The 18,135-nt window shown below is 64.5% G+C and carries 25 protein-coding genes; 3 read left to right on the plus strand and 22 right to left on the minus strand.

Going from position 1 to position 18,135, the window contains the following annotated elements:
* Nucleotides 1–63: 63 nt before the first annotated feature.
* From HV753_RS00075 to HV753_RS00140, 14 genes are all read right to left on the minus strand, one after another.
* A complete protein-coding gene (locus tag HV753_RS00075) occupies nucleotides 64–687 on the minus strand; it encodes a DUF2239 family protein (protein WP_175172387.1) in 624 nt (207 codons plus the stop codon).
* 267 nt (nucleotides 688–954) lie between these two features.
* Nucleotides 955–2,163 carry a tyrosine-type recombinase/integrase gene (locus HV753_RS00080; protein ID WP_175172388.1) on the minus strand — a complete coding sequence of 403 codons (1,209 nt, stop codon included), beginning with the start codon at nucleotides 2,161–2,163 and terminating at the stop codon, nucleotides 955–957.
* Nucleotides 2,164–2,381: 218 nt separating this feature from the next.
* Entirely contained in the window at nucleotides 2,382–2,573 is a 192-nt protein-coding gene (locus HV753_RS00085) for a conjugal transfer protein TraR (RefSeq protein WP_175172389.1), read from the minus strand.
* A 12-nt stretch (nucleotides 2,574–2,585) separates the two neighbouring features.
* The gene (locus HV753_RS00090) at nucleotides 2,586–2,765 is read right to left on the minus strand and encodes a hypothetical protein (protein WP_175172390.1); all 180 of its coding nucleotides are present in this window, start codon (nucleotides 2,763–2,765) and stop codon (nucleotides 2,586–2,588) included.
* Nucleotides 2,765–3,178: a DUF3310 domain-containing protein gene (locus tag HV753_RS31170; RefSeq protein WP_246288097.1), complete on the minus strand. Its 414-nt coding sequence runs from the start codon at nucleotides 3,176–3,178 to the stop codon at nucleotides 2,765–2,767. The genes HV753_RS00090 and HV753_RS31170 overlap by 1 nt, the downstream gene beginning before the upstream one ends.
* Nucleotides 3,179–3,180: 2 nt before the next feature.
* Nucleotides 3,181–4,578: a DEAD/DEAH box helicase gene (locus tag HV753_RS00100; protein ID WP_175172391.1), complete on the minus strand. Its 1,398-nt coding sequence runs from the start codon at nucleotides 4,576–4,578 to the stop codon at nucleotides 3,181–3,183.
* The gene (locus HV753_RS00105) at nucleotides 4,575–5,492 is read right to left on the minus strand and encodes a DNA cytosine methyltransferase (protein WP_175172392.1); all 918 of its coding nucleotides are present in this window, start codon (nucleotides 5,490–5,492) and stop codon (nucleotides 4,575–4,577) included. The genes HV753_RS00100 and HV753_RS00105 overlap by 4 nt, the downstream gene beginning before the upstream one ends.
* Nucleotides 5,492–6,253, minus strand: coding sequence for a hypothetical protein (locus HV753_RS00110; protein WP_175172393.1), 762 nt, complete (start codon nucleotides 6,251–6,253; stop codon nucleotides 5,492–5,494). The genes HV753_RS00105 and HV753_RS00110 overlap by 1 nt, the downstream gene beginning before the upstream one ends.
* Entirely contained in the window at nucleotides 6,250–6,561 is a 312-nt protein-coding gene (locus HV753_RS00115) for a VRR-NUC domain-containing protein (RefSeq protein WP_175172394.1), read from the minus strand. Before HV753_RS00115 ends, HV753_RS00110 begins: the two co-directional genes overlap by 4 nt.
* The gene (locus tag HV753_RS00120) at nucleotides 6,554–6,724 is read right to left on the minus strand and encodes a hypothetical protein (protein ID WP_175172395.1); all 171 of its coding nucleotides are present in this window, start codon (nucleotides 6,722–6,724) and stop codon (nucleotides 6,554–6,556) included. The genes HV753_RS00115 and HV753_RS00120 overlap by 8 nt, the downstream gene beginning before the upstream one ends.
* 3 nt (nucleotides 6,725–6,727) lie before the next feature.
* Nucleotides 6,728–7,138, minus strand: a complete 411-nt coding sequence (locus HV753_RS00125) for an A1S_2505 family phage non-structural protein (RefSeq protein ID WP_175172396.1) — start codon at nucleotides 7,136–7,138, stop codon at nucleotides 6,728–6,730.
* A 4-nt stretch (nucleotides 7,139–7,142) separates the two neighbouring features.
* Entirely contained in the window at nucleotides 7,143–8,036 is an 894-nt protein-coding gene (locus HV753_RS00130; protein WP_175172397.1) for a DUF7666 domain-containing protein, read from the minus strand.
* A gap of 85 nt (nucleotides 8,037–8,121) precedes the next feature.
* Nucleotides 8,122–8,265: a hypothetical protein gene (locus HV753_RS00135; protein WP_175172398.1), complete on the minus strand. Its 144-nt coding sequence runs from the start codon at nucleotides 8,263–8,265 to the stop codon at nucleotides 8,122–8,124.
* 78 nt (nucleotides 8,266–8,343) lie between these two features.
* A complete protein-coding gene (locus tag HV753_RS00140) occupies nucleotides 8,344–10,461 on the minus strand; it encodes a DNA polymerase (RefSeq protein WP_175172399.1) in 2,118 nt (705 codons plus the stop codon).
* A 35-nt stretch (nucleotides 10,462–10,496) separates the two neighbouring features.
* On the opposite strand from HV753_RS00140, the gene HV753_RS00145 reads away from it, so the two are divergent.
* A complete protein-coding gene (locus HV753_RS00145; protein WP_175172400.1) occupies nucleotides 10,497–10,760 on the plus strand; it encodes a hypothetical protein in 264 nt (87 codons plus the stop codon).
* Between the two features lie 2 nt (nucleotides 10,761–10,762).
* Here the strand turns inward: HV753_RS00145 and HV753_RS00150 are convergent, their stop codons facing one another.
* The 8 genes from HV753_RS00150 to HV753_RS00185 form a co-directional block, all read right to left on the minus strand.
* Nucleotides 10,763–11,110 carry an HNH endonuclease gene (locus HV753_RS00150; RefSeq protein WP_175172401.1) on the minus strand — a complete coding sequence of 116 codons (348 nt, stop codon included), beginning with the start codon at nucleotides 11,108–11,110 and terminating at the stop codon, nucleotides 10,763–10,765.
* A 23-nt stretch (nucleotides 11,111–11,133) separates the two neighbouring features.
* Nucleotides 11,134–11,511 (minus strand): hypothetical protein, encoded by a 378-nt coding sequence (locus HV753_RS00155; protein ID WP_175172402.1) that lies wholly within the window; start codon nucleotides 11,509–11,511, stop codon nucleotides 11,134–11,136.
* Between the two features lie 223 nt (nucleotides 11,512–11,734).
* Complete coding sequence (locus HV753_RS00160; RefSeq protein ID WP_175172403.1) at nucleotides 11,735–12,334, minus strand: ssDNA-binding protein; 600 nt, start codon at nucleotides 12,332–12,334, stop codon at nucleotides 11,735–11,737.
* A 37-nt stretch (nucleotides 12,335–12,371) separates the two neighbouring features.
* Nucleotides 12,372–12,578 (minus strand): hypothetical protein, encoded by a 207-nt coding sequence (locus HV753_RS00165; RefSeq protein ID WP_175172404.1) that lies wholly within the window; start codon nucleotides 12,576–12,578, stop codon nucleotides 12,372–12,374.
* Complete coding sequence (locus HV753_RS00170; RefSeq protein WP_175172405.1) at nucleotides 12,575–13,810, minus strand: DUF2800 domain-containing protein; 1,236 nt, start codon at nucleotides 13,808–13,810, stop codon at nucleotides 12,575–12,577. The genes HV753_RS00165 and HV753_RS00170 overlap by 4 nt, the downstream gene beginning before the upstream one ends.
* Entirely contained in the window at nucleotides 13,807–14,061 is a 255-nt protein-coding gene (locus HV753_RS00175; RefSeq protein WP_175172406.1) for a hypothetical protein, read from the minus strand. The genes HV753_RS00170 and HV753_RS00175 overlap by 4 nt, the downstream gene beginning before the upstream one ends.
* Nucleotides 14,058–14,570 carry a hypothetical protein gene (locus HV753_RS00180; RefSeq protein ID WP_175172407.1) on the minus strand — a complete coding sequence of 171 codons (513 nt, stop codon included), beginning with the start codon at nucleotides 14,568–14,570 and terminating at the stop codon, nucleotides 14,058–14,060. Before HV753_RS00180 ends, HV753_RS00175 begins: the two co-directional genes overlap by 4 nt.
* A 153-nt stretch (nucleotides 14,571–14,723) precedes the next feature.
* Nucleotides 14,724–15,161, minus strand: coding sequence for a hypothetical protein (locus tag HV753_RS00185; protein WP_175172408.1), 438 nt, complete (start codon nucleotides 15,159–15,161; stop codon nucleotides 14,724–14,726).
* 149 nt (nucleotides 15,162–15,310) lie between these two features.
* Here HV753_RS00185 and HV753_RS00190 point away from each other — a divergent pair, with 149 nt between their 5' ends.
* Both HV753_RS00190 and HV753_RS00195 read left to right on the plus strand, forming a co-directional pair.
* Complete coding sequence (locus tag HV753_RS00190; protein WP_175172409.1) at nucleotides 15,311–15,550, plus strand: hypothetical protein; 240 nt, start codon at nucleotides 15,311–15,313, stop codon at nucleotides 15,548–15,550.
* A gap of 103 nt (nucleotides 15,551–15,653) precedes the next feature.
* Nucleotides 15,654–17,951: a VapE domain-containing protein gene (locus tag HV753_RS00195; protein ID WP_175172410.1), complete on the plus strand. Its 2,298-nt coding sequence runs from the start codon at nucleotides 15,654–15,656 to the stop codon at nucleotides 17,949–17,951.
* Nucleotides 17,952–18,135: the final 184 nt, after the last annotated feature.

Raw genomic sequence — 18,135 nt, forward strand, 5'->3', positions numbered from 1 at the left:
GAGTTAAAGCAGCATCGTACAGAAGCCCGCCGATTTTCGGTGCAAGTGCGCCGACGAACTTCGTCAGCCCGCTTGCGTCGTGTCCGCCGCCGCCCATGCCAGGCTCATCGCGTACGCACGTACGTCGTCTGGCCATGTCGCAACGCATTGGCCAAAACGTTCGCGGTCGTTGGCATAGAGCGCTCGCGTGGCTTCCTCGAAACCGGGCAGGTCGCCCGCCATGCTGGACATGAAGCGGTACGCCGCTTCTTGTTGCTGGCGCTGCTGATCCTGTGCCTCGTTGTCGCGGCGTGCCTGCTCTACCAATTTGCGCAGGGCAACGGACGCGCCGCCCGGCTGCGCTCCCAGCCATTCCCAGTGCCGGGGCAGCAGGGTGACTTCGCGCGGCACCACGCCCAGCTTGGGCCGGCCACGCCCGCGCGGTGCGGCGTCAGGCGCGTCAGCGGCCTCTGCGCTGGCACTGGCCGCGACCGCAGCCGGTGGCGGCGCGTGGCGTTCGATGATCTGCGCGTCGTTGCCGCGCAAGTCCAGATCGGTCTGCTGGCCGGTGCCGTCCATGAATACCAACAGCGTGTCATTGCTGCGTGCGTTCAACGCCCGCTTCACCGCTAGCGCCACATCCGCCAACGAACCTGTGGCAAGAATGCGGTGACCTTCAAAGGCGGTATAGGAAGGATGGGGGTTCATCACGGGGGTCCTGGTCGATAGTCTGTTTCACGTTGATGGCGATTATGATCCGGGTAAAAATAAAAGTCAATATGATCCGGGTAAAAATAAACTAACTAGAATCCCGGTGTGGCTTGATGAATGGGGACAGGTTGACACGCAGGCGCGTACCGGCCGAGGCGCGTCAGACCGCAAATATTCCGTACAAACCTAGGGTCAACACCTAGAAACACCGCCGACCACTCCCGCTAAATTCCCCTGTCGATTCAACTGCTTACCCCGACAAAATCACGCCGCCAGTTTTTCGCTGGGGGAGTTTTGGGGTAATGCCCTGAGCCTCATCTTGCGCATCAGCGCCCACAGGTTCAGCGATTCACCCATGTCGTGCTGCTGATTCATGAGTTCCAGGGCGTCGTAGATCTCGCGCAGCTGGGCCACCGCATAGTGGTGCGTCATGTTGCTGTTGCCCTGGGTGTGCCACAGGATCTCGTTCTGCGTGCGCTCGGAAACGCCGGCCGCACGCAGGCGCATCCCTACGGTGTGCCGTAGATCGTGCACATGCAGGTCGTCCAGGCCGGCCGCCGTGCGGGCCGCCACCCAGGCCGGACTCCACATGGTCGCCACCGGTCGGTAAACCTGGGCTACCCCTTTGCGCGTGCGCCGCGGGTACACGAACACCCGTTCGGGGTGCAGGCCCCGCTGCGCGTCGACGAGACGCTGGGCCACGGAATTGCAGACGATCAGCCTTTCCGACTTGCGACCCTTCACGAACTCCCGGGGGACCACAAAAACGGAGACTTCCAGGCCGGGCCGCAACGTGAGACGGACCTCCCAATCCCAACTGAGCATGCAGACGACACGCCGGCGTGCGCCGGTGTTCAAGTCGAATTCGGCCATGGCCGCCAGATACGGCGGTAGGGCGCCCAGCAACTTGAACTGCTCGACCCAAGTAATGGGTCGGGGCGGCCGCTGGTCCGTCAGAGGCAGCATGGTGATTGACGGGGCATGCGGTAGCCAGGTGGCACCGTTGGGGAATTGCCACTTTGTAACGGCGCGCTTTAGGATAGTGCGCACGCACTCGAGCGCATTATTGATGGTCTTGTTTTTCCAGTTAGCCCGCCGGCGGTCCTCAATGAAGTCTTTGAGGGTGGCGTCGCACAACTTGTCGATTGTTAAAGAGCCGTTCCAAGCTACCAGCGGCTCCAGCATGTAGGCGTCGGTCACGGCTGACGGCATACCTTGCTTGTCGGCCAGCAACTGCGTGGCCGCGTCTTCCAGCGTGACCGGTATCCGCTTTTTCGGATCCGCCAGAAACTGGAGGGAGACGCGGATTTCCTCGCGCTGCGCCGTCAGGTAGTCGGCGGCCTCTGCTTGGCTTTCAAAGCCGCGCTTGCGAATGCGCTGCTTTTTGTATCGGGCGTCGACCTCGAAGGTACCGTCACCAGTCGCGTAGACGCCGTTCGTCTTTGAACGTCCCATTTCTTCACCTCGTTGCATGAAGCGGGACACTCATTACCCGCGGGCAGTTTAACCGCTTCCTTGTAGGCGTCCCAGGCGGCGTCCAGGTCGGTGCGCTCGTAGATCGTGGATGGGCCGGCGGGCGTGCCCTTGCCCGCCAGCAGCGGGGCTATGTTGCTGTCGAAGAAACGGCGCCGCACGCCCAGGTAGGTCTGGGCCTCTTGCGTGGTGAATCCGCGCTTTTCCATGGTCGACCCCTACGGCAGCTTGTAGCGGTCGCGGCAGGGAGCGCACGCCGCGCCGACCAGGCGGGCCGACCATTCGCCGCACAGGTCACAGTCGCCAGGCTCGCCCTTGGGCATGCCGGCGGCGCGGGCGCTGGCGGCCGCCTGGCGCGCGGCGGCTTCGCGCTCGATGTGGTCGCCGGCTTCGTCGATGATGTCAGCCATGACTGCCCTCCTTTAAGTTTTGCCGTTCCACTTCGGGCGGCGTTGATCGGCGCGCAATTCGCGGCGGAGCCGCTTGATCTCGTCGCGAGCCTCACGCATTACCGGGGCAAGCCAGCCCGTGTCCTCATCGTGCGCGCAGTTGATGGCCGATTGGAGGCGGGCCAGTAGGGGCGCTTTCTTCGTCTCGCCCATCAGTTCTCTCCCAGCAGATGGTTGATGTACCAGCGCGCCTTGCGCAGGTCCTCCGGCCCGTTCTTGCGCTTCCAGCGCCACAGGTACTTGATGGCGTTGGCGGTGCACGCCGCCTCGATGCCTTCCAGGCCGGTCGTCGCCGCAGCGATCGCATCGATGCACTCGACGCCGCCGGCGGTGTAGTGGGCCGGGTGGTTGACGACGTCAGCGTTCGGGTACGCGGCGTCGAGCGCTTTCAGATCGGCCCTGGCCTCGGTGAGCTCTGGTTGCTTCGCCAGAATCTCGGTCAGGCACTTGCGAAGACCGTGTACCTCCGGAGGCTGCAAGGGCTGGGAGGCTAGGAGCTTATGCAGAGCGTGCTGTGCCGGCGAGTTATCTTCTACGAACGGGGCGAAAGATGCGGGTTCTCTCATGGTCACGCTCTCCTTTTAAGGGCGTCCAGCAGGAGGTCTTGCACCTCGCGCTTGGTCTCGATGCGCGCCAGCACGATCTCGTCGACCGTGTCGCGCGCCAGGATGTAGTGGATGAAGACGGGCCGGTCGTGGCCGGCCTGCATCTGGCGCGTGGGCCCGATGCGCTCGATGATCTGTTGGTGCTCTTCCAGGTTCCAATTCACGCTGAAGAACACCAGGATGTTGCCGCCGTCCTGGAGGTTCAGGCCGTGGCCGGCGCTGGCGGGGTGGGCGAACAGCACGGGGATCTTGCCGGCGTTCCAGTCGCGCAGCGTCTGCGGGTCTTTGTCCAGCTGGCGGCCTTTCGGAAAAGCTTTGAGCAAGCGCGCCAGATCGGACTTGAAGTGGTAGGCCACCAGCACCGGCATGCCGGCCGCCTCTTCGATGACCTCGTCCAGGGCCTGCAGCTTCACGTCGTGCACCTCTGCCCACTGCGTGCCGTCCTCGCCCACGTAGGCGGCGCCGTTGGCCAGCTGCAGACACTTCATGGTCTTGGCGGCGGCGTTGAACGCCTCGACTTCGTGTTCGCCGATCTGGGCGAACATAGCCTTTTCCATGTCGTCATACAGTGCACGCGCTTTGGCCGGCAGATCCACCTGGATATGGTTAGTGATCGGCGCGCGCAGGTCGAACCAGTCGCGGGCGTCCAGCGACAGGCACAGCCCGCGCATTGCGTCCTCTATCTGCTCTTGGGCGAATGGGAGCGGCTCGATACCGTAGCCGTCAAAGGACGGGCGAAACCAGCGTTGGCGGAACGCGTCGAACGTTCGGCCCAGGCGCTGGCCCTGATCCAGGTACCATGCCTGGCCCCACAGATCCTGCAGGCCGTTGGGCGACGGCGTGCCGGTCAGCTCAATGAAGTGCGCCGCATGCTTGTGCGCCACCCGACCCAGGGCGCGGGCACGCTGCGTGCCCTGGCGCAGCCGAAACCCTTTCAGCTTGGTGGACTCGTCGGCCACGATCTTGCGGAATGGCCAGGGCTTTTTCCAGCGGTCCAGCAGGTCCACCAGCCAGGGCAGGTTCTCGTAATTGATCGTGAAGACGCCGCCGGAGAATTGGAAGGCGCGCAGCAGGGCGCGCTCGCGCGCCTTCACGTCGCCCACGATAGGGGTCACGTCCAGATTGCGCAGGTGCCTCCACTTGGCGGCCTCGTCCGGCCAGGTCGATTGCGCCACGCGCAATGGCGCGCACACCAGCGTCGGGCCAGGCTCGACCAGCTCCAGCAGGTCCAGCGCGTTCAGCGTGGACACGGTCTTGCCCATACCCATGCCGGCCCAAATGCCACAGCGCGCGACGTCCAGTACATGGTTTGTGATCAGCGCGCCGTAGGGGCGCGCGGTGAACGAGCGCCGTCCGGTCATGCTGCTTTCCTTATGGCTTCGATCGCATAGGCGGCAAGGGGCGGCGGGTTGGCGTTGCCGAGCATGTGCAGCGCCAGGGCATGGTTGTCGGGCAGGCGGTAGTCGGCGGGGAAGCCCATGCCGACGCAGTTCTCCGCCTTGGTGAGCATTCGCATGCGGTCACCGTCAACAAGTGCCCAGCGCGCGCGAGTGGTGATCGTACCGATGGGGCGGTCCAAGGATCGGCCCGTAAGCCCGGAGCCGGACCCGTAGTAGGGCATCACGAAGCGATCGCCGTACTGGCGACGCCCAGCGCGCACGCGCGCCAACGTCTTCGGCGAACGGCCGGGGCGTTCAATCAAGGACCAACTGCCGGCGGTGAAGTCGATCACGCCCCGGATTGGACGGTGCTCGGCGGTCGGTGCGGCGAGTTGAATGGGCTTCTTAGTGCGCGTCGCCGCGATCAGAATGCGCTGCCGATGCTGCGGCACGCCGCAGTCCGCCGCGTCCCAGATGACAGGCGACAAGACATATCCCAGCGCATTCATCGCCGCGCACCATGCTGGGTAGAGCTGCCACCGTGCGAAGGCCGGCACGTTCTCCACTAGGACGAATGGCGGCCGGTGGTATTCAGCTGCAGAGACGACGGCCCATGCCGTGGCGCGCGCGGCGTCATGGTGAGGCTGCTCCTTGCCGCGGGCCGGCGTGTGGCCGGTGCAGGCCGGAGAGGCGATAAGCAGGTCGTGCGCCGGTACGCGGGTCCAGTCGGCTTGGTGCAGGTCCTGGCACACATGCAGCGCTTCTGGGTGGTTCGCGGCGTGCGTATCCACGGCCGAGCGCCAGTGATTTGCTGCCCATACAACTTGAACTCCCACGCGGCGCGCGCCTTCGGAATTGCCGCCCAGGCCCGCGAACAGGTCGATGGCCGTTTTCATCACGCCTCCTTCCGCTGGGACTGCTGGGCAATGGCGGCGTCGATGGCGTCTCGCGCCGTGTACGCTGCTGCTTGAGCAGATTCGCCCCAGCCCATGAACGGCTCAATGTTGCCGTCCTCGTCGCGGTGGAACACGCGGCAAAGTTCGCGGTCCTTAGACCAAGTTATCCAGGCGCCATGCGTCACGAGGAATTCCAGCCGTTCGCTGTCCAGCGCATCGCCAGCAGCGGGAGCGGACGCTACAGCGCGCAGCCGGCCGATTTCCTGCAACAGCTCCTTGAAGGCGACATCGCGGTCCAAGCGTTTGGCAGGAACACTCACGCTCCACTCGCTCGGCGACCATTCGCACGAGACGGTGAATCCGTCTGAAAGCTTGAACGACACGGAGCCGAAGCCGTTCTTGTGCACGCCTCTGTCCTTCTCCCCCTCAGTCGCTACCGTGGAGGCGGGGGAACCAGGGGAGCAATCAGGGCACGGCTCGGCGGTCAGGATGTTGCCGACAGCGCCCTGGTCATTGCAGGTCGGGCAATGAGGGGCGGGCAGCGATCCGTCCTCACGCGCCAGCGCCACAGCGTCTGCGCCTCCGTCCAGCCACGATGGGCGCGGCGCGTCCTGCTTGCTGGCTGGCGCACCGAACAGGCCGCTCAGCATGCGTTCGTGCTCTTGTTCGGTGTCGCAGGTGCTGCACACGCCGGGTCCGCCGCAGCGGGCGCGGGCGCCGTCGGCGCGCGGAGTCACCCAGCCGTGTTTTGTATCGCTCATGGTGCCACCTCGGAATTGGCGGCCAGCGCGGTCACGCCGGCCATGCTGTCGACCACCTCGACGCGAAAGCCCAGCTTGCGCAGGCGTGCGTGCTCACGCTCCTGCGCCGCGGTGGGCGCCTCGCCGGTGGCCTTAAATTCGATGAATTGGACGTAGCGCGCGACGATGGCCTGGTGCTCGGGCGGGATCGCGCGCAGGCGCAGCCGGTCGGGCACGTTGCGCCGGCCGGGGCTGGTGAACTTGTAGGGGAGGTCGCCTTGCGCCTTGAACATGGCGACGCCGTACTGCTCGATGGGGGCCTCACGCATAGCAAACGCTCCACACGTCACAGAGGGCCAGGGTCACCAGGTCGAAGACCAGGTAACCCAGGACGCCCAGGCACACCAGCGCGCAGAAGACCGCGCACGCCGTGTCTAGGCGCCCCAGCGGGGGCAGGAGGGGGAACTCGTCGTCATCGTGGCGCTGGTGCATGGTTCACTCCTTGGGATTCGTGGCCAGGATCGCGGCCCAGGTATCGGGCAACGAGCAGTTGGAAGGGGCGGTCGCAAACATCGGCGCGATATCCGCATTGCGGTGGCCGGCAATTCCGCAGCCGATGCGCGTGACGAAAAAGCGCAAATGCGGATGTGCAGCGGCGTACTCGATAAACCGCGCGACGGCTGCGCCGATGGCGTCCAACGGCAGCGCTCCTGCCACGAGGCCGGACGCCACGGTGGGGATGGCGTAGGAGTGGCCGGTACGGCCTTCGGCCACTGCCCAGGCGGCGCCGTACTGCTCAAACGCAGCGCGGGCCGCGCCGCCCAGATGGGCGCCGTCTTCATTGCTGCCAAAGACGAACACCTGCCCGATCGCCGGCTGACCGCCGTCAGAATGAAATTGGCGCATGGCTTTACTCCTCGTCGGCCGGGACTTCGACGAACGCGCCGTCGGCCGCCAGGCGGTACCAGGTGTCGGGCTTGACGCCGTCCCTGCCGGCGATGGCCGAGCGGATGTGCACGAGCTTGAAATTATTGTCGCGGTAGCAGAGGACGATGGCGCTGCCAGCGCAGGCCCGGGCCTTGCCCTGGTAGCCCGAAGCCATCGCAACCGAATCCTTGCCCTCTACGCTGGCGGCGGAGCGGGCGCCCGTGTTGCTGGCGGCGGAGTAGTCGCCCGTGTTGCTGGCGGCGGAGTAGTCGCCCGTGTTGCTGGCGGCGGAGCGGGCGCCCGTGTTGCTGGCGGCGGAGCCGTAGCCCGTGTTGCTGGCGGCGGAGTAGTCGCCCGTGTTGCTGGCGGCGGAGTAGTCGCCCGTGTTGCTGGCGGCGGAGTAGTCGCCCGTGTTGCTGGCGGCGGAGCGGGCGCCCGTGTTGCTGGCGGCGGAGTAGTCGCCCGTGTTGCTGGCGGCGGAGCGGGCGCCCGTGTTGCTGGCGTGCGAACGCTCTTCGCTCGCCGTCGCGCCGTTCGCCTTGTCCACGCGCGCCATGATCCAGTCAATGGCGCGGGTGATCAGCTGAGGCACATTGATTTCCGCCTCGATAGTGATCTTGCCGCTGGCGAGCTTGCTGTCTTCGCCATCCTTTTTGTCAATGGCGCCGTGGGCGACAACCACCGCATAGCGGCTGGTGGCGGGCGCGTAATAGTTGAAGACGTCCAGCGGGTATTCGCAGCTGTGGAAGCCGCCCGACGCGCAGCGCACGACCTTGCCTTCGTGCTCGTAGGTCTTGCCCAGCTCGTACTGGTAGCCGCGGCAGACGAGCTTGCTATCGAAGCCCTTGAACGCGGTGATGCGGGTGTCGTTGCTCATGTTGCGATCCTTTTTGCGATTGGTTGGTTGCTTTTTGCTAAACGTTCAGGCGAAAGAAAACCCCGGCGCACGGGGCGGGTGGGGGTCAGGCAGAAACAAGAATTAAGTGGGCTTCTTGCTCAGGGAGCATGCGCGCGGCAAATGCCTCGGCAGCAGCACGTTCCATCTTTTCCGACTGGCGCGCATTGCCGCGTGCGTCCCACCAAACGACGATGTGCTTCCGTACCATGCTGTTCTCCCTATTTCTCGCCGAGTGGCAAGTTGATGAGCAAATATTAGCAAACGCTAAATTAAAAGGTCAACAAATTTATTCTTTGCGATAGCGCAACGCCTCGAAGCCGGCCGCCGCCAGGGGGATGTCGGGCGCCCACTCGGGCGGCGTGGCCATGATGCTGGCCAGGTGCGTCGCGTTGAATTCGGGGCTGTCCGGGGCTTCTGTGATGATTTCGTCGTGCACGGTCAGCACGATCTGATAGCCGGCCGCCTCGACCGCTGGCATGTTGTGCGCCAGGATGTCGCGCGCAAACGACTGGCAGGCGTTCTCAAACAGCTTGCCGCCGTAGCTGTGCAGCCGCGCCCACTTGCGGCTGTACTGGTTCACGCCCATGTAGGAGAACTTGCCGTTCTCATCGACCTGGGGGGAGGGGTAGCAGAGGAAACGGCCAGACGGCATGCGGATGCGCAGCCAGGCGCCGTCGCGGCGCACGCGGAACCGGCCGCAGTCGATGGTGGTGCCCGGGTTGATTGTGGCGCGCTTGGCCGATTCTTCCAGCATGCCCCAAAGGCCCTCAATGCCTTGGTGCCCGCGGCGCCATGCGCGCTTGAACGCATCGCAAACGACGAAGGCGCGCTCGGACAGGCCGAAGGTGCTGCGGCGCTTGCGCGCCGTCCAGTCGAACATACCTTTGGCTTCGTCGCGGATGTCGCCGGGCAGGCCGGGGTATGCGTCCTCGGCCATCTGCTCAATGTCGAAACCGTAGGTCAGCGCCCCGGTCAGGAACGCGCCTACGCCGCCCTGGTAGGCCAGCATCAGTTCCATCACCTTGCCGATCTGGCGCATGGTCTTGTCCACTTCTTCGGGGCGGACGCCGAACGCCTTGGCGTAGGCCACCTTGTACAGGTCCGCGCCGATCCCAGCGTCGAAGTCGCGGAACGCCTGCAGCTTCCAGGACTCGCCCGCCAGCCAGGCCGCGACCCGACCTTCGATGTTGGCCAGGTCGGCCACCACCAGCTTTTTGCCGCGCGGCGCGACGATGCAGCCGCGGATCGCGGCGCTGGCCACTTCCATGACGTTGTCATAGATGAGGTCCGCTGCGCCCGCCTTGATGGCGTCGATACCGAAATCGATCTCTTCCTGCAGGGCCTCGTCGCGCAGGTCGCCGATCTTGGGGCGCGGCAGGTTTTGCGGCTGCCACAGGCGGCCGGCCCAGCGGCGCGTGCGCCCGGCGCCGGCGAACTGCAGCAGCCCGCGCAGGCGGCCGTCGGCGCTGGCGCCGTTGATGAGCCGCTTGTACTTGCTGGTGCTGGACGTGCTGGCCTGCAAACGGATCGCCAGCAACTCGCGCAGCGCCCAGGGCAGCGACTGGTCATCGATGCGGCGCTCAAGCGTGGACGCCTGCAGGTCGGGCAGCTCGACGCCGTATTCGGCCAGCAGGTGCGCCAGCAGCTTGTCGCGCTTGGTGGCCGACTCGACCGCGCCGTCGGTCAGCTCCAGGGTGCGCGCGGCCAGCGTCTTCTTCGCGCGCTCCACAGCCGTGACGGCCGCCTGCGCCAGTTCGGTGTCCACCAGCACGCCGCGCTGGTTGATGCGTTGGTCCAACAGCCACAGGTCGAACTCTTCGCCGCTGTAGTTCCACGTGGGCATCTTGCGGTGGATGATCCGCATGGGCTCGATATCGAACTTGGCGTACTCGACGAACTCGGCCCACTCGGCCGGGTGTGTGTGGCGCGTCGCGCGGCGCAGCGCCTGGTTCTTCGGGCGCGGCTTGCAGAACAGCTGGATCAGGGCCTTGCCGGTCTTCAGCTTGCGCTTGTCCAGCGGCACGCCCATGACGTCGCCCAGCGTTTCCAGCGCGCCGGGCAGGGCGTGCGCATACGCCTGCACCATCGTGTCCCACCACGCCGCCTCGGGGATCATGTCGTGCAAGTCGGGCCGGGCGTGCTTGAGGATCGTGCGATCAAACATGCCGCCGTTGTGCCAGACGTGGCGGGTGTCCGGTCGTTGCAAAATCGCAACCAGATCCGCCGGCGCGCGGCTGTCGGCGGTGGCGTCCCAGACGCGGATCTCGCCATCGTCTAGCGCGTAGGTCCAGAGCATGACCTCGGCCTTTTCGGCATAGGCATGTGTGCCGTAGGTCTTCAGGTCGCGCTCGCTGAACGTCTCCAGGTCATGGTAGGCGGTAGCAGTAAATTCTAGGGCTGTCATATACTGAATGCTCAATAATTGATCGGGACGCCACCATGAGCGCGCTGCACATCGCTTACCTGGCCGTCGGCCTCGTCGCCGCGGTGTTGCTGTACCCGTGGCTGGTTCGCCAATTCGGCGAACAGGTCCAGTCGCGCTTGGCGCGAGCCGCCTATTTCGGGGTGGGCGTGGCGCTGGGCTGGCCGGTGTTCATCGTGCTGCCGATAGGGGTGTGGTTTGAGCGGCGCGCGCAAGCCAAAAAATACGCCCGGGAACGGGCGTACCGGGCGCAGCTTGATGCGATGAATCGCGCGAGCTGAGGTCATGCTGCTTTCTTGAATGGGGTGAAGTGCCGGCCCTCGGCCACGCACTGCTGGACGTTTTTGCGCTGCGTGCCTCCCTTCAGGTGGGCCGGGTTGCAGCAAAGCCGGTTGTTGCATAGGTGCATCACGACGCTCTTGCTGTTCAGGCGGCAACCGCCCATCTCAACCAGCGCCACTCGGTGCGCCAGCGCCGATTTGACCTTGCCCTTGCGCGGGCCTTTCTTGAATCGCATGCTCATCTTTCCGTAGCCGGACGCGTTGCGCGCGCCGATCCACAGCCAGCAAGGCGTGCCGTTGTGGGTCAGCTCGTCAGAGATCATGGTGTTGGCCAGAATGCGCTCGGCCAAGTTTGCATAGCGCCTGACCATGGTCATGCCGCGGCGCTGTGGGGGATTAGGTCCACCAGTGTGGCAAACCATTCCTCGGCCTGTCGCACGGCGTCGAGCTCGTCGATAGCCTTCACGCGCAGCGTGTGGAGAATGAGGCCGTGGCGCACCGAATAGCAGCCGGGCGGCTGGATCTCGGTCACCGCAAGCAGGCCAAACCGAACGGTTGGGATGCGCCAAACGCGCGGCGCTGGCGTCGAGGCGCGCGGCCATGCCTTGTGCGATGTGTAGTCGTGCAAGCGTAAGGATAGTCGGCTGTAGCCGGTGAGCACCATAAATGGATGCGCGACCAAGTCGTGCAGAATTGCCCAGCCCAGCAGCTCTTTCTCGTTGGCGCATCCCTTGCGCGGATCAGTACGCATATCAGTCCTCCTTAAGTGGGTGGACCATGCCCCGGATTGCCGCCATTTATATTGCCGGCTTCCAACGGATTGCGCGTACTCACCAGCGCCGTAAACAACATGTGCGGGCGGAGCTGGGTAGCGATCCGGGGCGTGGGCGCCGTGTGGTCCTGGGCACGGCTGAGGATGGGAAGCCCCCGCTATCGCACGGCGCCGGGGAGGGCGGCGCCGTGAGGGTGTGGGGTTATGCCAGGTCGTCGCCAGCGTCGGAGCCGCTGCCCAGGTCGTCGAAGTCGTCGGCGTCGCCCTTGCTGGTGCCGCCGAACGAATCGCCATCCTTGGAGAACTGCACGCCATTGACCGTGCAGCGAATGGTCTTGCCGTACTTGTTGTCCTGGGCCCAGAGGTCGACCGTGGCGTTCACGTAGCAGCCGGAGTAGATGCGGCCTTCCTTGCCCGGGTAGGCGATACCCTTGGCCGCGTCGATGATCGGGGACTTGTCGGCGTCGAGCAGCAGCGGCATGCCGTCCTTCTTCTGGCGCACGGCGCCCAGCGCCATGTTCCCTTCGAAGCCGTCATACGCCTTGCGCTTGCCCGGGTAGTAGCAGACCTCTTTCGGGTTGCCCGTTTCCAGCAGGTTGTCGACGATGGCCTTGCCCTTGGCGCCCCACTTCTCGGCGGCCGCGGCGTACATGCCGTCTTCGATGGTCTTGCGACCCGGGTGGCCTTGCTCGGGGATCAGGAAGGTGCAGCCGTAGCGCTCTTCCTGGCCGGTTTCAAATGCTTTGGCTTCGGTCAGGCTTTGGGCGAAGGCGACACGGACATTGCTCAGTTTGACTTTCATTTTCAGGTTCCTTATAGGGCTGTCTACTTGCTACGGTTCAACGGAAAAATTCGGGGTGCGCACGCTTGGCGCGCGCGGTGGCCTTGGCGATCGCCTTGGCCCGTTCGTGGGGGTTGCGGACTCGGGCGGCCGATTGCAGCGCCAGCCGGAACTCGATCGGCAAGACGTTGCTGTCTTTGCTGACGCTTTCCCGTGGCGCGGATGCGGCCGTAGGGTTGGTGGGCTGCAAAAGGTGCGTGCTCATACGAGATCGGCTCCGTCCTGGCTGGTGGTGCTGACGTCGTCGAAGTCATCGGCCGCCGGTTGGATGACCAGGGCGGGGCGCTTGTCGGACGCCGGGGCGACGCTGGGCGAGCCGTCGGATTTAGTGATCAAGGCTTGCGCCTTCACCCAGCGGCGCGGCGTGTCCTTGAGCAGCTTTTCGGCGCTGGTGGGGCTGATCAGCTTCTTGTCGTACATCTCGTCCGACTTCAGGCGCATGCCCTTCAAAAGCTCTTCGGCGTCCGTCTCGCTCGACCACTTGCGCGGACCGGCGCGGCCTTGCACGAGTTTCCAGCCGTCGACCGATTCGCCCAGCAGCAGGCGACGCTCAGTCTCGGCGCGCACGGCCTTACACCACGCTTCAACCTCGTCCACGCGGCCCATGAGCACGCCCAGATCGGGCGCGGCCATGTCGCCTTGCGGCGCGACGACCTCGAAATCGTCCGGCGTTGCCTTCACGTTGCGCGACACCGTCACCACGACTTCGGTGGCCTTGGCCGGGCATGCCGCATGCGCTTTGCAGAAGCGGCACGCCTTTTCGGACGGGCTGTAGTCGGACGGTACGGGCGGCGTCTCGCTGTCCACGTAGAGGTAGGCGCGATCCGCGGCCTCCTTCAGGCGGGCGCCACGCTCGCGCAGCTCGTCGACCGTGAGGGCCCACTCGCTGACGTGGTTGAGCCGCGGTTGATGGATCGTCATGCGCACGCGCTCGAAGTCCATCAGCACTGCAAACTGATCCAGCGCGCCCAGCGCGTAGAGGATCATTTGCTTGTTCTCATCGGCGTCGACCCGCACCCCGCGCCCGAACTTCAGGTCGCAGACATGCAGCTCGTCGTCAGTGCGCAGGATGACCGCGTCAGACGTGCCGAAGGCTTCCGGCACCCAGCGGCTGATATCGAGACGCTGCTCGAGCAACAGCTCGTGGCCCTCGGACACTTGGCGCACGTAGTCCACGTACTTCTGAACTTCCGTGGCCATGTCCGTCGTAACTTCCACGGTTTTGCCCGCGCGCATCGGGATGCGCCGGCCCTTGTAGGCCATGGCGTCCTTGCCTTCGCGCAGCGCCATTTCAGCGACGGCGTGCGCTGCTGTGCCCTCGTCGGCGTAATCGCTGCTGGTGTCCGGGTAGCCGGACTCCAGCTGCACGCTGGCCGGGCACGTCGACCACCGTTCAGCGCCGGAGGGCGAGAGGGTGGCGTGTGCGGGTTCGGTCATTTCAAGGCCCCGAGGTCGGTGTGGCCGTATACCTTTTTCAGCTTCTGGTACACAGCGCGGGTGCTGGTGGGCGAGTGGCGGCTCGTACCGGTGACCGGGGCCTGGCGCATGATGGGCTTGCCCATCGCGTCGAGCTTGCCGGTGTGCACCGGCACGAGATACCCCTGTTCGGTCCGCAGCTGACGGGCCGGCATGCCGGCCGTCATCCGAGAAGCGGCGCGGCGCAAAGCGCGTGCTTTGCGGCCGTTCATGCAAGCGCCCCTTCGTCCGAGGCGACCGGGTCGTACTTGCCGTCGATGACCAGCTCAGCCTTTTCCTTGAACTCGGCGAACTGATCCGCCTTCAGGTTCTTGGCGGACGTCACGCCGAAGCGCTGGAGCAGGGCCTCGGCCTTCTCGCGGCTGATCTTGGCGATCGTCAGCACGAGCGGCTTGATGTCCTTCTCGTAGTCCAGCGCCGGCGCGGCGTCAGCCTGCTTGTCCTTGGCGCCGGCGTCGTCCTTCGACGATTCGGTCGAGGAACTGGCCGAGCTGTCGGACGCAGTCGGGGTCTGCTTTTCCGTGGAAACCTTGGCGGTGTTGTCCGCCGACTTCACGTTTTTTTCCGTGGCGACCTTTTCCTGCTTGGCGGTGGGCGCCGGCGCATCGCCGGTGGCGAGCAGCGTGGCGATGGAAAGGGCCTCTTCTGCCGTGTTCACATTGGCGTTGAAAGTGACCTGCGCGTCCTTGATGGCGCGGCTGACGATGATCCCGAAAGACATTGCGTATGCTCCTGGTGGGTTATGTTCTGCACTGCGATTGCAGATTAGCAAACGCGATACTTTCGGGCAATTGCTATTTACTGTTTGCTAATTTGACGGGCGCAAAAAAGCCCGCATAAAGCGGGCTGCGGGGATGGGCCACATGGCACGCTCCTACATGGTCAGCTTGACCAATCTCATAGAGAAATCAGCGTCCACCTCGCCGGTACGCTGGGCGTTCTCGTAGACCAGATTGACGATTTCCGCGTACTTTTCCGGGCTCAGCGAGATCTTCATCTGTTGTTGTATCTCTGCAACCATCTTGACCGCAGCACCCACAAAGCTCGGGTCCACCCGAACCGTTGCGGCGGGCGCGATGCCTTCTATGGAGCTGTGGGGCTGATCCATCCAGTATTCGGGTTTACCGGCAAGTTTCTCAATGCGGCGGCTGGTTTTCTCCGTGATCACGCGATGGCCGTTAGCCATTTGCGACAAAAAGGACGGGCCCGCTTGCCCAAGCTTTTTAGCAAAGCTGGCAGGGCCACCTTGCTCGATCAATACTTGGCGCAAGTTCTCACGGCGTTGCTGGTTGAGCTTTTCGCCTTGCTTCATGGTCATTTCCTCGGAAAGTGGTTGAGGGGGTTTTCCCTAGGCCGCGAAAGTAACATCTGCCGAAAAGATAAGCAATACGTAATGTTTCATTGCCTATAAGAATAGCTAATTGCTAAACTCGGTTAGCAAACAGTAAAGTGAGGCAATGAATGAACCAAGATCCTATGGTGGCGCTGTACACGGCGCGCCTATGTAATGTCCGCGCTTTGGCTGCCAAAGAGGGCGGCCCGGTCGCTCTGGCCGACAAGCTGGGCTTTGACCAAGCATGGATGTCGCAGCTGATCGGCAAGAACCCCTCGCGCAACATCACCGAGCGCACCGCGCGCAAGATCGAGACGACCATGGCGCTGCCGATCGGTAGCCTTGATCTTATTCGGGCCAGCGTATGACGTGGGCACTTGTTGGCGTAGGCGCTTTGGCCGCTATCCTGCTGGGTGCAGTTTGGGGTAGGGCCGCCGCCTTCCGACGCGAACGGAACGAGTGGGGCGAGGAATGACCGATAACGAAAAACAAGCGCTGGTTGCAGCGCTCGGCCCCATCGTCGACCGCGTGCGGCGTGATGTGTGCTGGAAGAAGACGGACGACGGTCCGCGCCGCGTGGACGAAGCGCTGACCGATTCGCGCCTGATGCAGCACGTGAACGGCGGCCCGGCATATGGCGCCGCGCCCATCCGGCCGGGCGAGGCTGTCACGCTGCTGGGGGTGCTGGACTTTGATAGCCACAAGGGCGAGACGCCGTGGTCGGACATGCAGGCAGCGGCCGGCCGCGTGGCGGCGGCGCTGCAGGCGCAGGGCGGCCAGCCGGTCGCGTTTCGCTCGTCGGGCGGCAACGGCATCCACCTGTACTGCCTTTGGGCCGAGGCCCAGGACGCCTACAGCGTGCGCATGTGGTTGCGCGCGGCGCTCGCCGCGGCGGGGTTTGCCCCGGGCACGAAGGGCGTGGCCGACGGCCAGGTCGAAGTGTTCCCCAAGCAAGACGCTGTGGGCACCGAAAAGAAGCGCTTCGGCAACATGTTCATCCTGCCGCTGGCCGGCGCCAGCGTCCCGCTGGATCCGTTCGACTTGGACGACCTGCCGCGCGATTACCTGGTGGGCATGGACTGGCCCATGTCGGCGCCCGTGCCGGTGCTGGAGAAGCCCGAGCGCGGCTCGGCGCTGGTGGCTGCCGGCGGTGCGGATGACGCGCTGCTGGAATCGCTGCTGGGCGCGATCCCGAATAGCGGTGCGGCTGAACTGGATTACGACGCCTGGCGCAACGTGGTGTTTGCCATCCACCATGCGACCTATGGGTCGGACGTGGGCCTGACGCTTGCGCACACCTTTTCGGCGTCGTCGTCCAAGTACGACCCCGATTTCCTGGATAACCGCGTCTGGCCGTACATCGACAGCGCGCGGGCGGACGCGGTCACGATCGGTACGCTGCACACGATGGCGCGCGCTGCTGGCTGGCAGGAGCCGGCCGAGCTGATCGCGCAAGACTTCGACGTGGTGGAGACGCCGCGCGCGCCGGACGGCACGCCCGCCAAGCCGCTGCCCAACTTCGAGCGCAACGACCACGGCCGCATCTTGGCCACCATTGGTAACCTGGTGCTTGCCGCGCGCGATGCGCGTTGCAGCGGCGCAACGGTGCGCTACGACGACTTTCGCGCCGAGATCCTGACCGCGAGCCCGGCCGATCCCGAAGGTTGGCGCCCCTTCGAGGACGCCGACTACACCCGCATGCAGATCTATATGGAGGCCGGTGGCTTTCAGAAGATCGCCCGCGAGTCGCTGCGCGACGCGGTGTGGCTGGTGGCGGTCGAGAATCGATTCGACACCGCCATCAAATGGCTGTCCGGCCTTGCCTGGGATGGCGTGGCGCGCATCGGCACGTTCCTGCCGCGCTACTTCGGCACGGCCGACACGCCGTACACGCGGGCGGTGTCGCGCTACACCTGGACGGCGCTGGCCGGGCGCGTGATGGTGCCCGGCGTGCAGGCCGACATGGTGCCGGTCCTGATCGGCACCCAGGGTCTACGCAAGTCGTCGGGCGTTGCGGCGATGGCGCCGGCCGATGAGTTTTTCACTGAAATGGATCTTGCCAGCCGCGATGCGGAGGCCAGCCGGCGCATGCGCGGGCGCCTGGTGATCGAGCTTGCCGAGCTCAAGGGGCTGTTCTCCAAGGACGATGAGGCCATCAAGGCGTTCATCACGCGGCGCGAGGAAGAGTGGCGTGTGCTTTACAAGGAGTTCAACACCACTTTCAAGCGGCGCCACCTCTTCATGGGCACGGCCAATCGCAAGGAATTTCTGTCCGACGACACGGGGCACCGGCGCTGGCTTCCGGCCGAGGTGCTGCGCCAGGTGGACGTGGCGGCCATCGAGCGCGACAGGCTGCAGCTCTGGGCCGAGGCGCGCGAAGCATTCGGCCGGGGCGGTGTGGATTGGAAGGAGGCCGAAGACCTCGCCAAGGATGTCCACGCTCAGCACGAGATCCATGAGCCGTGGACGCCGGTTGTTGAGAACTGGCTCACGTCGGGCGATTTTGAGCCGCTGGGCGGGGCCGAAGAGGTGCGCCGGTTGGTGGCCACGTCGCATGAAGTGCTGGTCGGGGCGCTCGGATTTGAGCCGCGCCATATCAAGGTGGGGGACGAGCGTCGCGTGGCAGGAGTCATGAAAAGGCTGGGTTACTTGCAATCCAGGCCGTATGTGGACGGAAAACAGGTGAGGGCGTGGGTTTTTACGGATTCGCAAGAAATTGCGAGTACGCAAGAAGCTGCGAATTCGTCTGATTTTGCGGATTTGATGTGATGCCGCGCCAATTTCAACACAGGAGCAAGACGGATAAGCCGGATCAAGACGGATCGAATTTTTTCTATCTGTCTTGCTGGAGAGCCTTTGTTTATGCGGTTCTAGGGGGTGGTAAGACAGATAAGACAGATAAATTCTCTTTATTTCATGTGCGATTAATTAGGGGGCCAGGGGAGTTTCCCAA

The organism is Achromobacter pestifer, assembly GCF_902859625.1.
Classification (GTDB): domain Bacteria; phylum Pseudomonadota; class Gammaproteobacteria; order Burkholderiales; family Burkholderiaceae_B; genus Achromobacter; species Achromobacter pestifer.

What these genes read in the sequence shown, in the direction of transcription:
- HV753_RS00110 (WP_175172393.1), bottom strand. Translation starts at nt 6,253, where the DNA reads ATGAGCGATACAAAACACGGCTGGGTGACTCCGCGCGCCGACGGCGCC.
- HV753_RS00180 (WP_175172407.1), bottom strand. Translation starts at nt 14,570, where the DNA reads ATGTCTTTCGGGATCATCGTCAGCCGCGCCATCAAGGACGCGCAGGTC.
- HV753_RS00090 (WP_175172390.1), bottom strand. Translation starts at nt 2,765, where the DNA reads ATGGGCGAGACGAAGAAAGCGCCCCTACTGGCCCGCCTCCAATCGGCC.
- HV753_RS00135 (WP_175172398.1), bottom strand. Translation starts at nt 8,265, where the DNA reads ATGGTACGGAAGCACATCGTCGTTTGGTGGGACGCACGCGGCAATGCG.
- HV753_RS00195 (WP_175172410.1), top strand. Translation starts at nt 15,654, where the DNA reads ATGACCGATAACGAAAAACAAGCGCTGGTTGCAGCGCTCGGCCCCATC.
- HV753_RS00190 (WP_175172409.1), top strand. Translation starts at nt 15,311, where the DNA reads ATGAACCAAGATCCTATGGTGGCGCTGTACACGGCGCGCCTATGTAAT.
- HV753_RS00165 (WP_175172404.1), bottom strand. Translation starts at nt 12,578, where the DNA reads ATGAGCACGCACCTTTTGCAGCCCACCAACCCTACGGCCGCATCCGCG.
- HV753_RS00075 (WP_175172387.1), bottom strand. Translation starts at nt 687, where the DNA reads ATGAACCCCCATCCTTCCTATACCGCCTTTGAAGGTCACCGCATTCTT.
- HV753_RS00115 (WP_175172394.1), bottom strand. Translation starts at nt 6,561, where the DNA reads ATGCGTGAGGCCCCCATCGAGCAGTACGGCGTCGCCATGTTCAAGGCG.
- HV753_RS00080 (WP_175172388.1), bottom strand. Translation starts at nt 2,163, where the DNA reads ATGCAACGAGGTGAAGAAATGGGACGTTCAAAGACGAACGGCGTCTAC.
- HV753_RS00105 (WP_175172392.1), bottom strand. Translation starts at nt 5,492, where the DNA reads ATGAAAACGGCCATCGACCTGTTCGCGGGCCTGGGCGGCAATTCCGAA.
- HV753_RS00100 (WP_175172391.1), bottom strand. Translation starts at nt 4,578, where the DNA reads ATGACCGGACGGCGCTCGTTCACCGCGCGCCCCTACGGCGCGCTGATC.
- HV753_RS00125 (WP_175172396.1), bottom strand. Translation starts at nt 7,138, where the DNA reads ATGCGCCAATTTCATTCTGACGGCGGTCAGCCGGCGATCGGGCAGGTG.
- HV753_RS00120 (WP_175172395.1), bottom strand. Translation starts at nt 6,724, where the DNA reads ATGCACCAGCGCCACGATGACGACGAGTTCCCCCTCCTGCCCCCGCTG.
- HV753_RS00140 (WP_175172399.1), bottom strand. Translation starts at nt 10,461, where the DNA reads ATGACAGCCCTAGAATTTACTGCTACCGCCTACCATGACCTGGAGACG.
- HV753_RS00160 (WP_175172403.1), bottom strand. Translation starts at nt 12,334, where the DNA reads ATGAAAGTCAAACTGAGCAATGTCCGTGTCGCCTTCGCCCAAAGCCTG.
- HV753_RS00130 (WP_175172397.1), bottom strand. Translation starts at nt 8,036, where the DNA reads ATGAGCAACGACACCCGCATCACCGCGTTCAAGGGCTTCGATAGCAAG.
- HV753_RS00085 (WP_175172389.1), bottom strand. Translation starts at nt 2,573, where the DNA reads ATGGCTGACATCATCGACGAAGCCGGCGACCACATCGAGCGCGAAGCC.
- HV753_RS00185 (WP_175172408.1), bottom strand. Translation starts at nt 15,161, where the DNA reads ATGAAGCAAGGCGAAAAGCTCAACCAGCAACGCCGTGAGAACTTGCGC.
- HV753_RS00145 (WP_175172400.1), top strand. Translation starts at nt 10,497, where the DNA reads ATGAGCGCGCTGCACATCGCTTACCTGGCCGTCGGCCTCGTCGCCGCG.
- HV753_RS31170 (WP_246288097.1), bottom strand. Translation starts at nt 3,178, where the DNA reads ATGAGAGAACCCGCATCTTTCGCCCCGTTCGTAGAAGATAACTCGCCG.
- HV753_RS00175 (WP_175172406.1), bottom strand. Translation starts at nt 14,061, where the DNA reads ATGAACGGCCGCAAAGCACGCGCTTTGCGCCGCGCCGCTTCTCGGATG.
- HV753_RS00155 (WP_175172402.1), bottom strand. Translation starts at nt 11,511, where the DNA reads ATGCGTACTGATCCGCGCAAGGGATGCGCCAACGAGAAAGAGCTGCTG.
- HV753_RS00170 (WP_175172405.1), bottom strand. Translation starts at nt 13,810, where the DNA reads ATGACCGAACCCGCACACGCCACCCTCTCGCCCTCCGGCGCTGAACGG.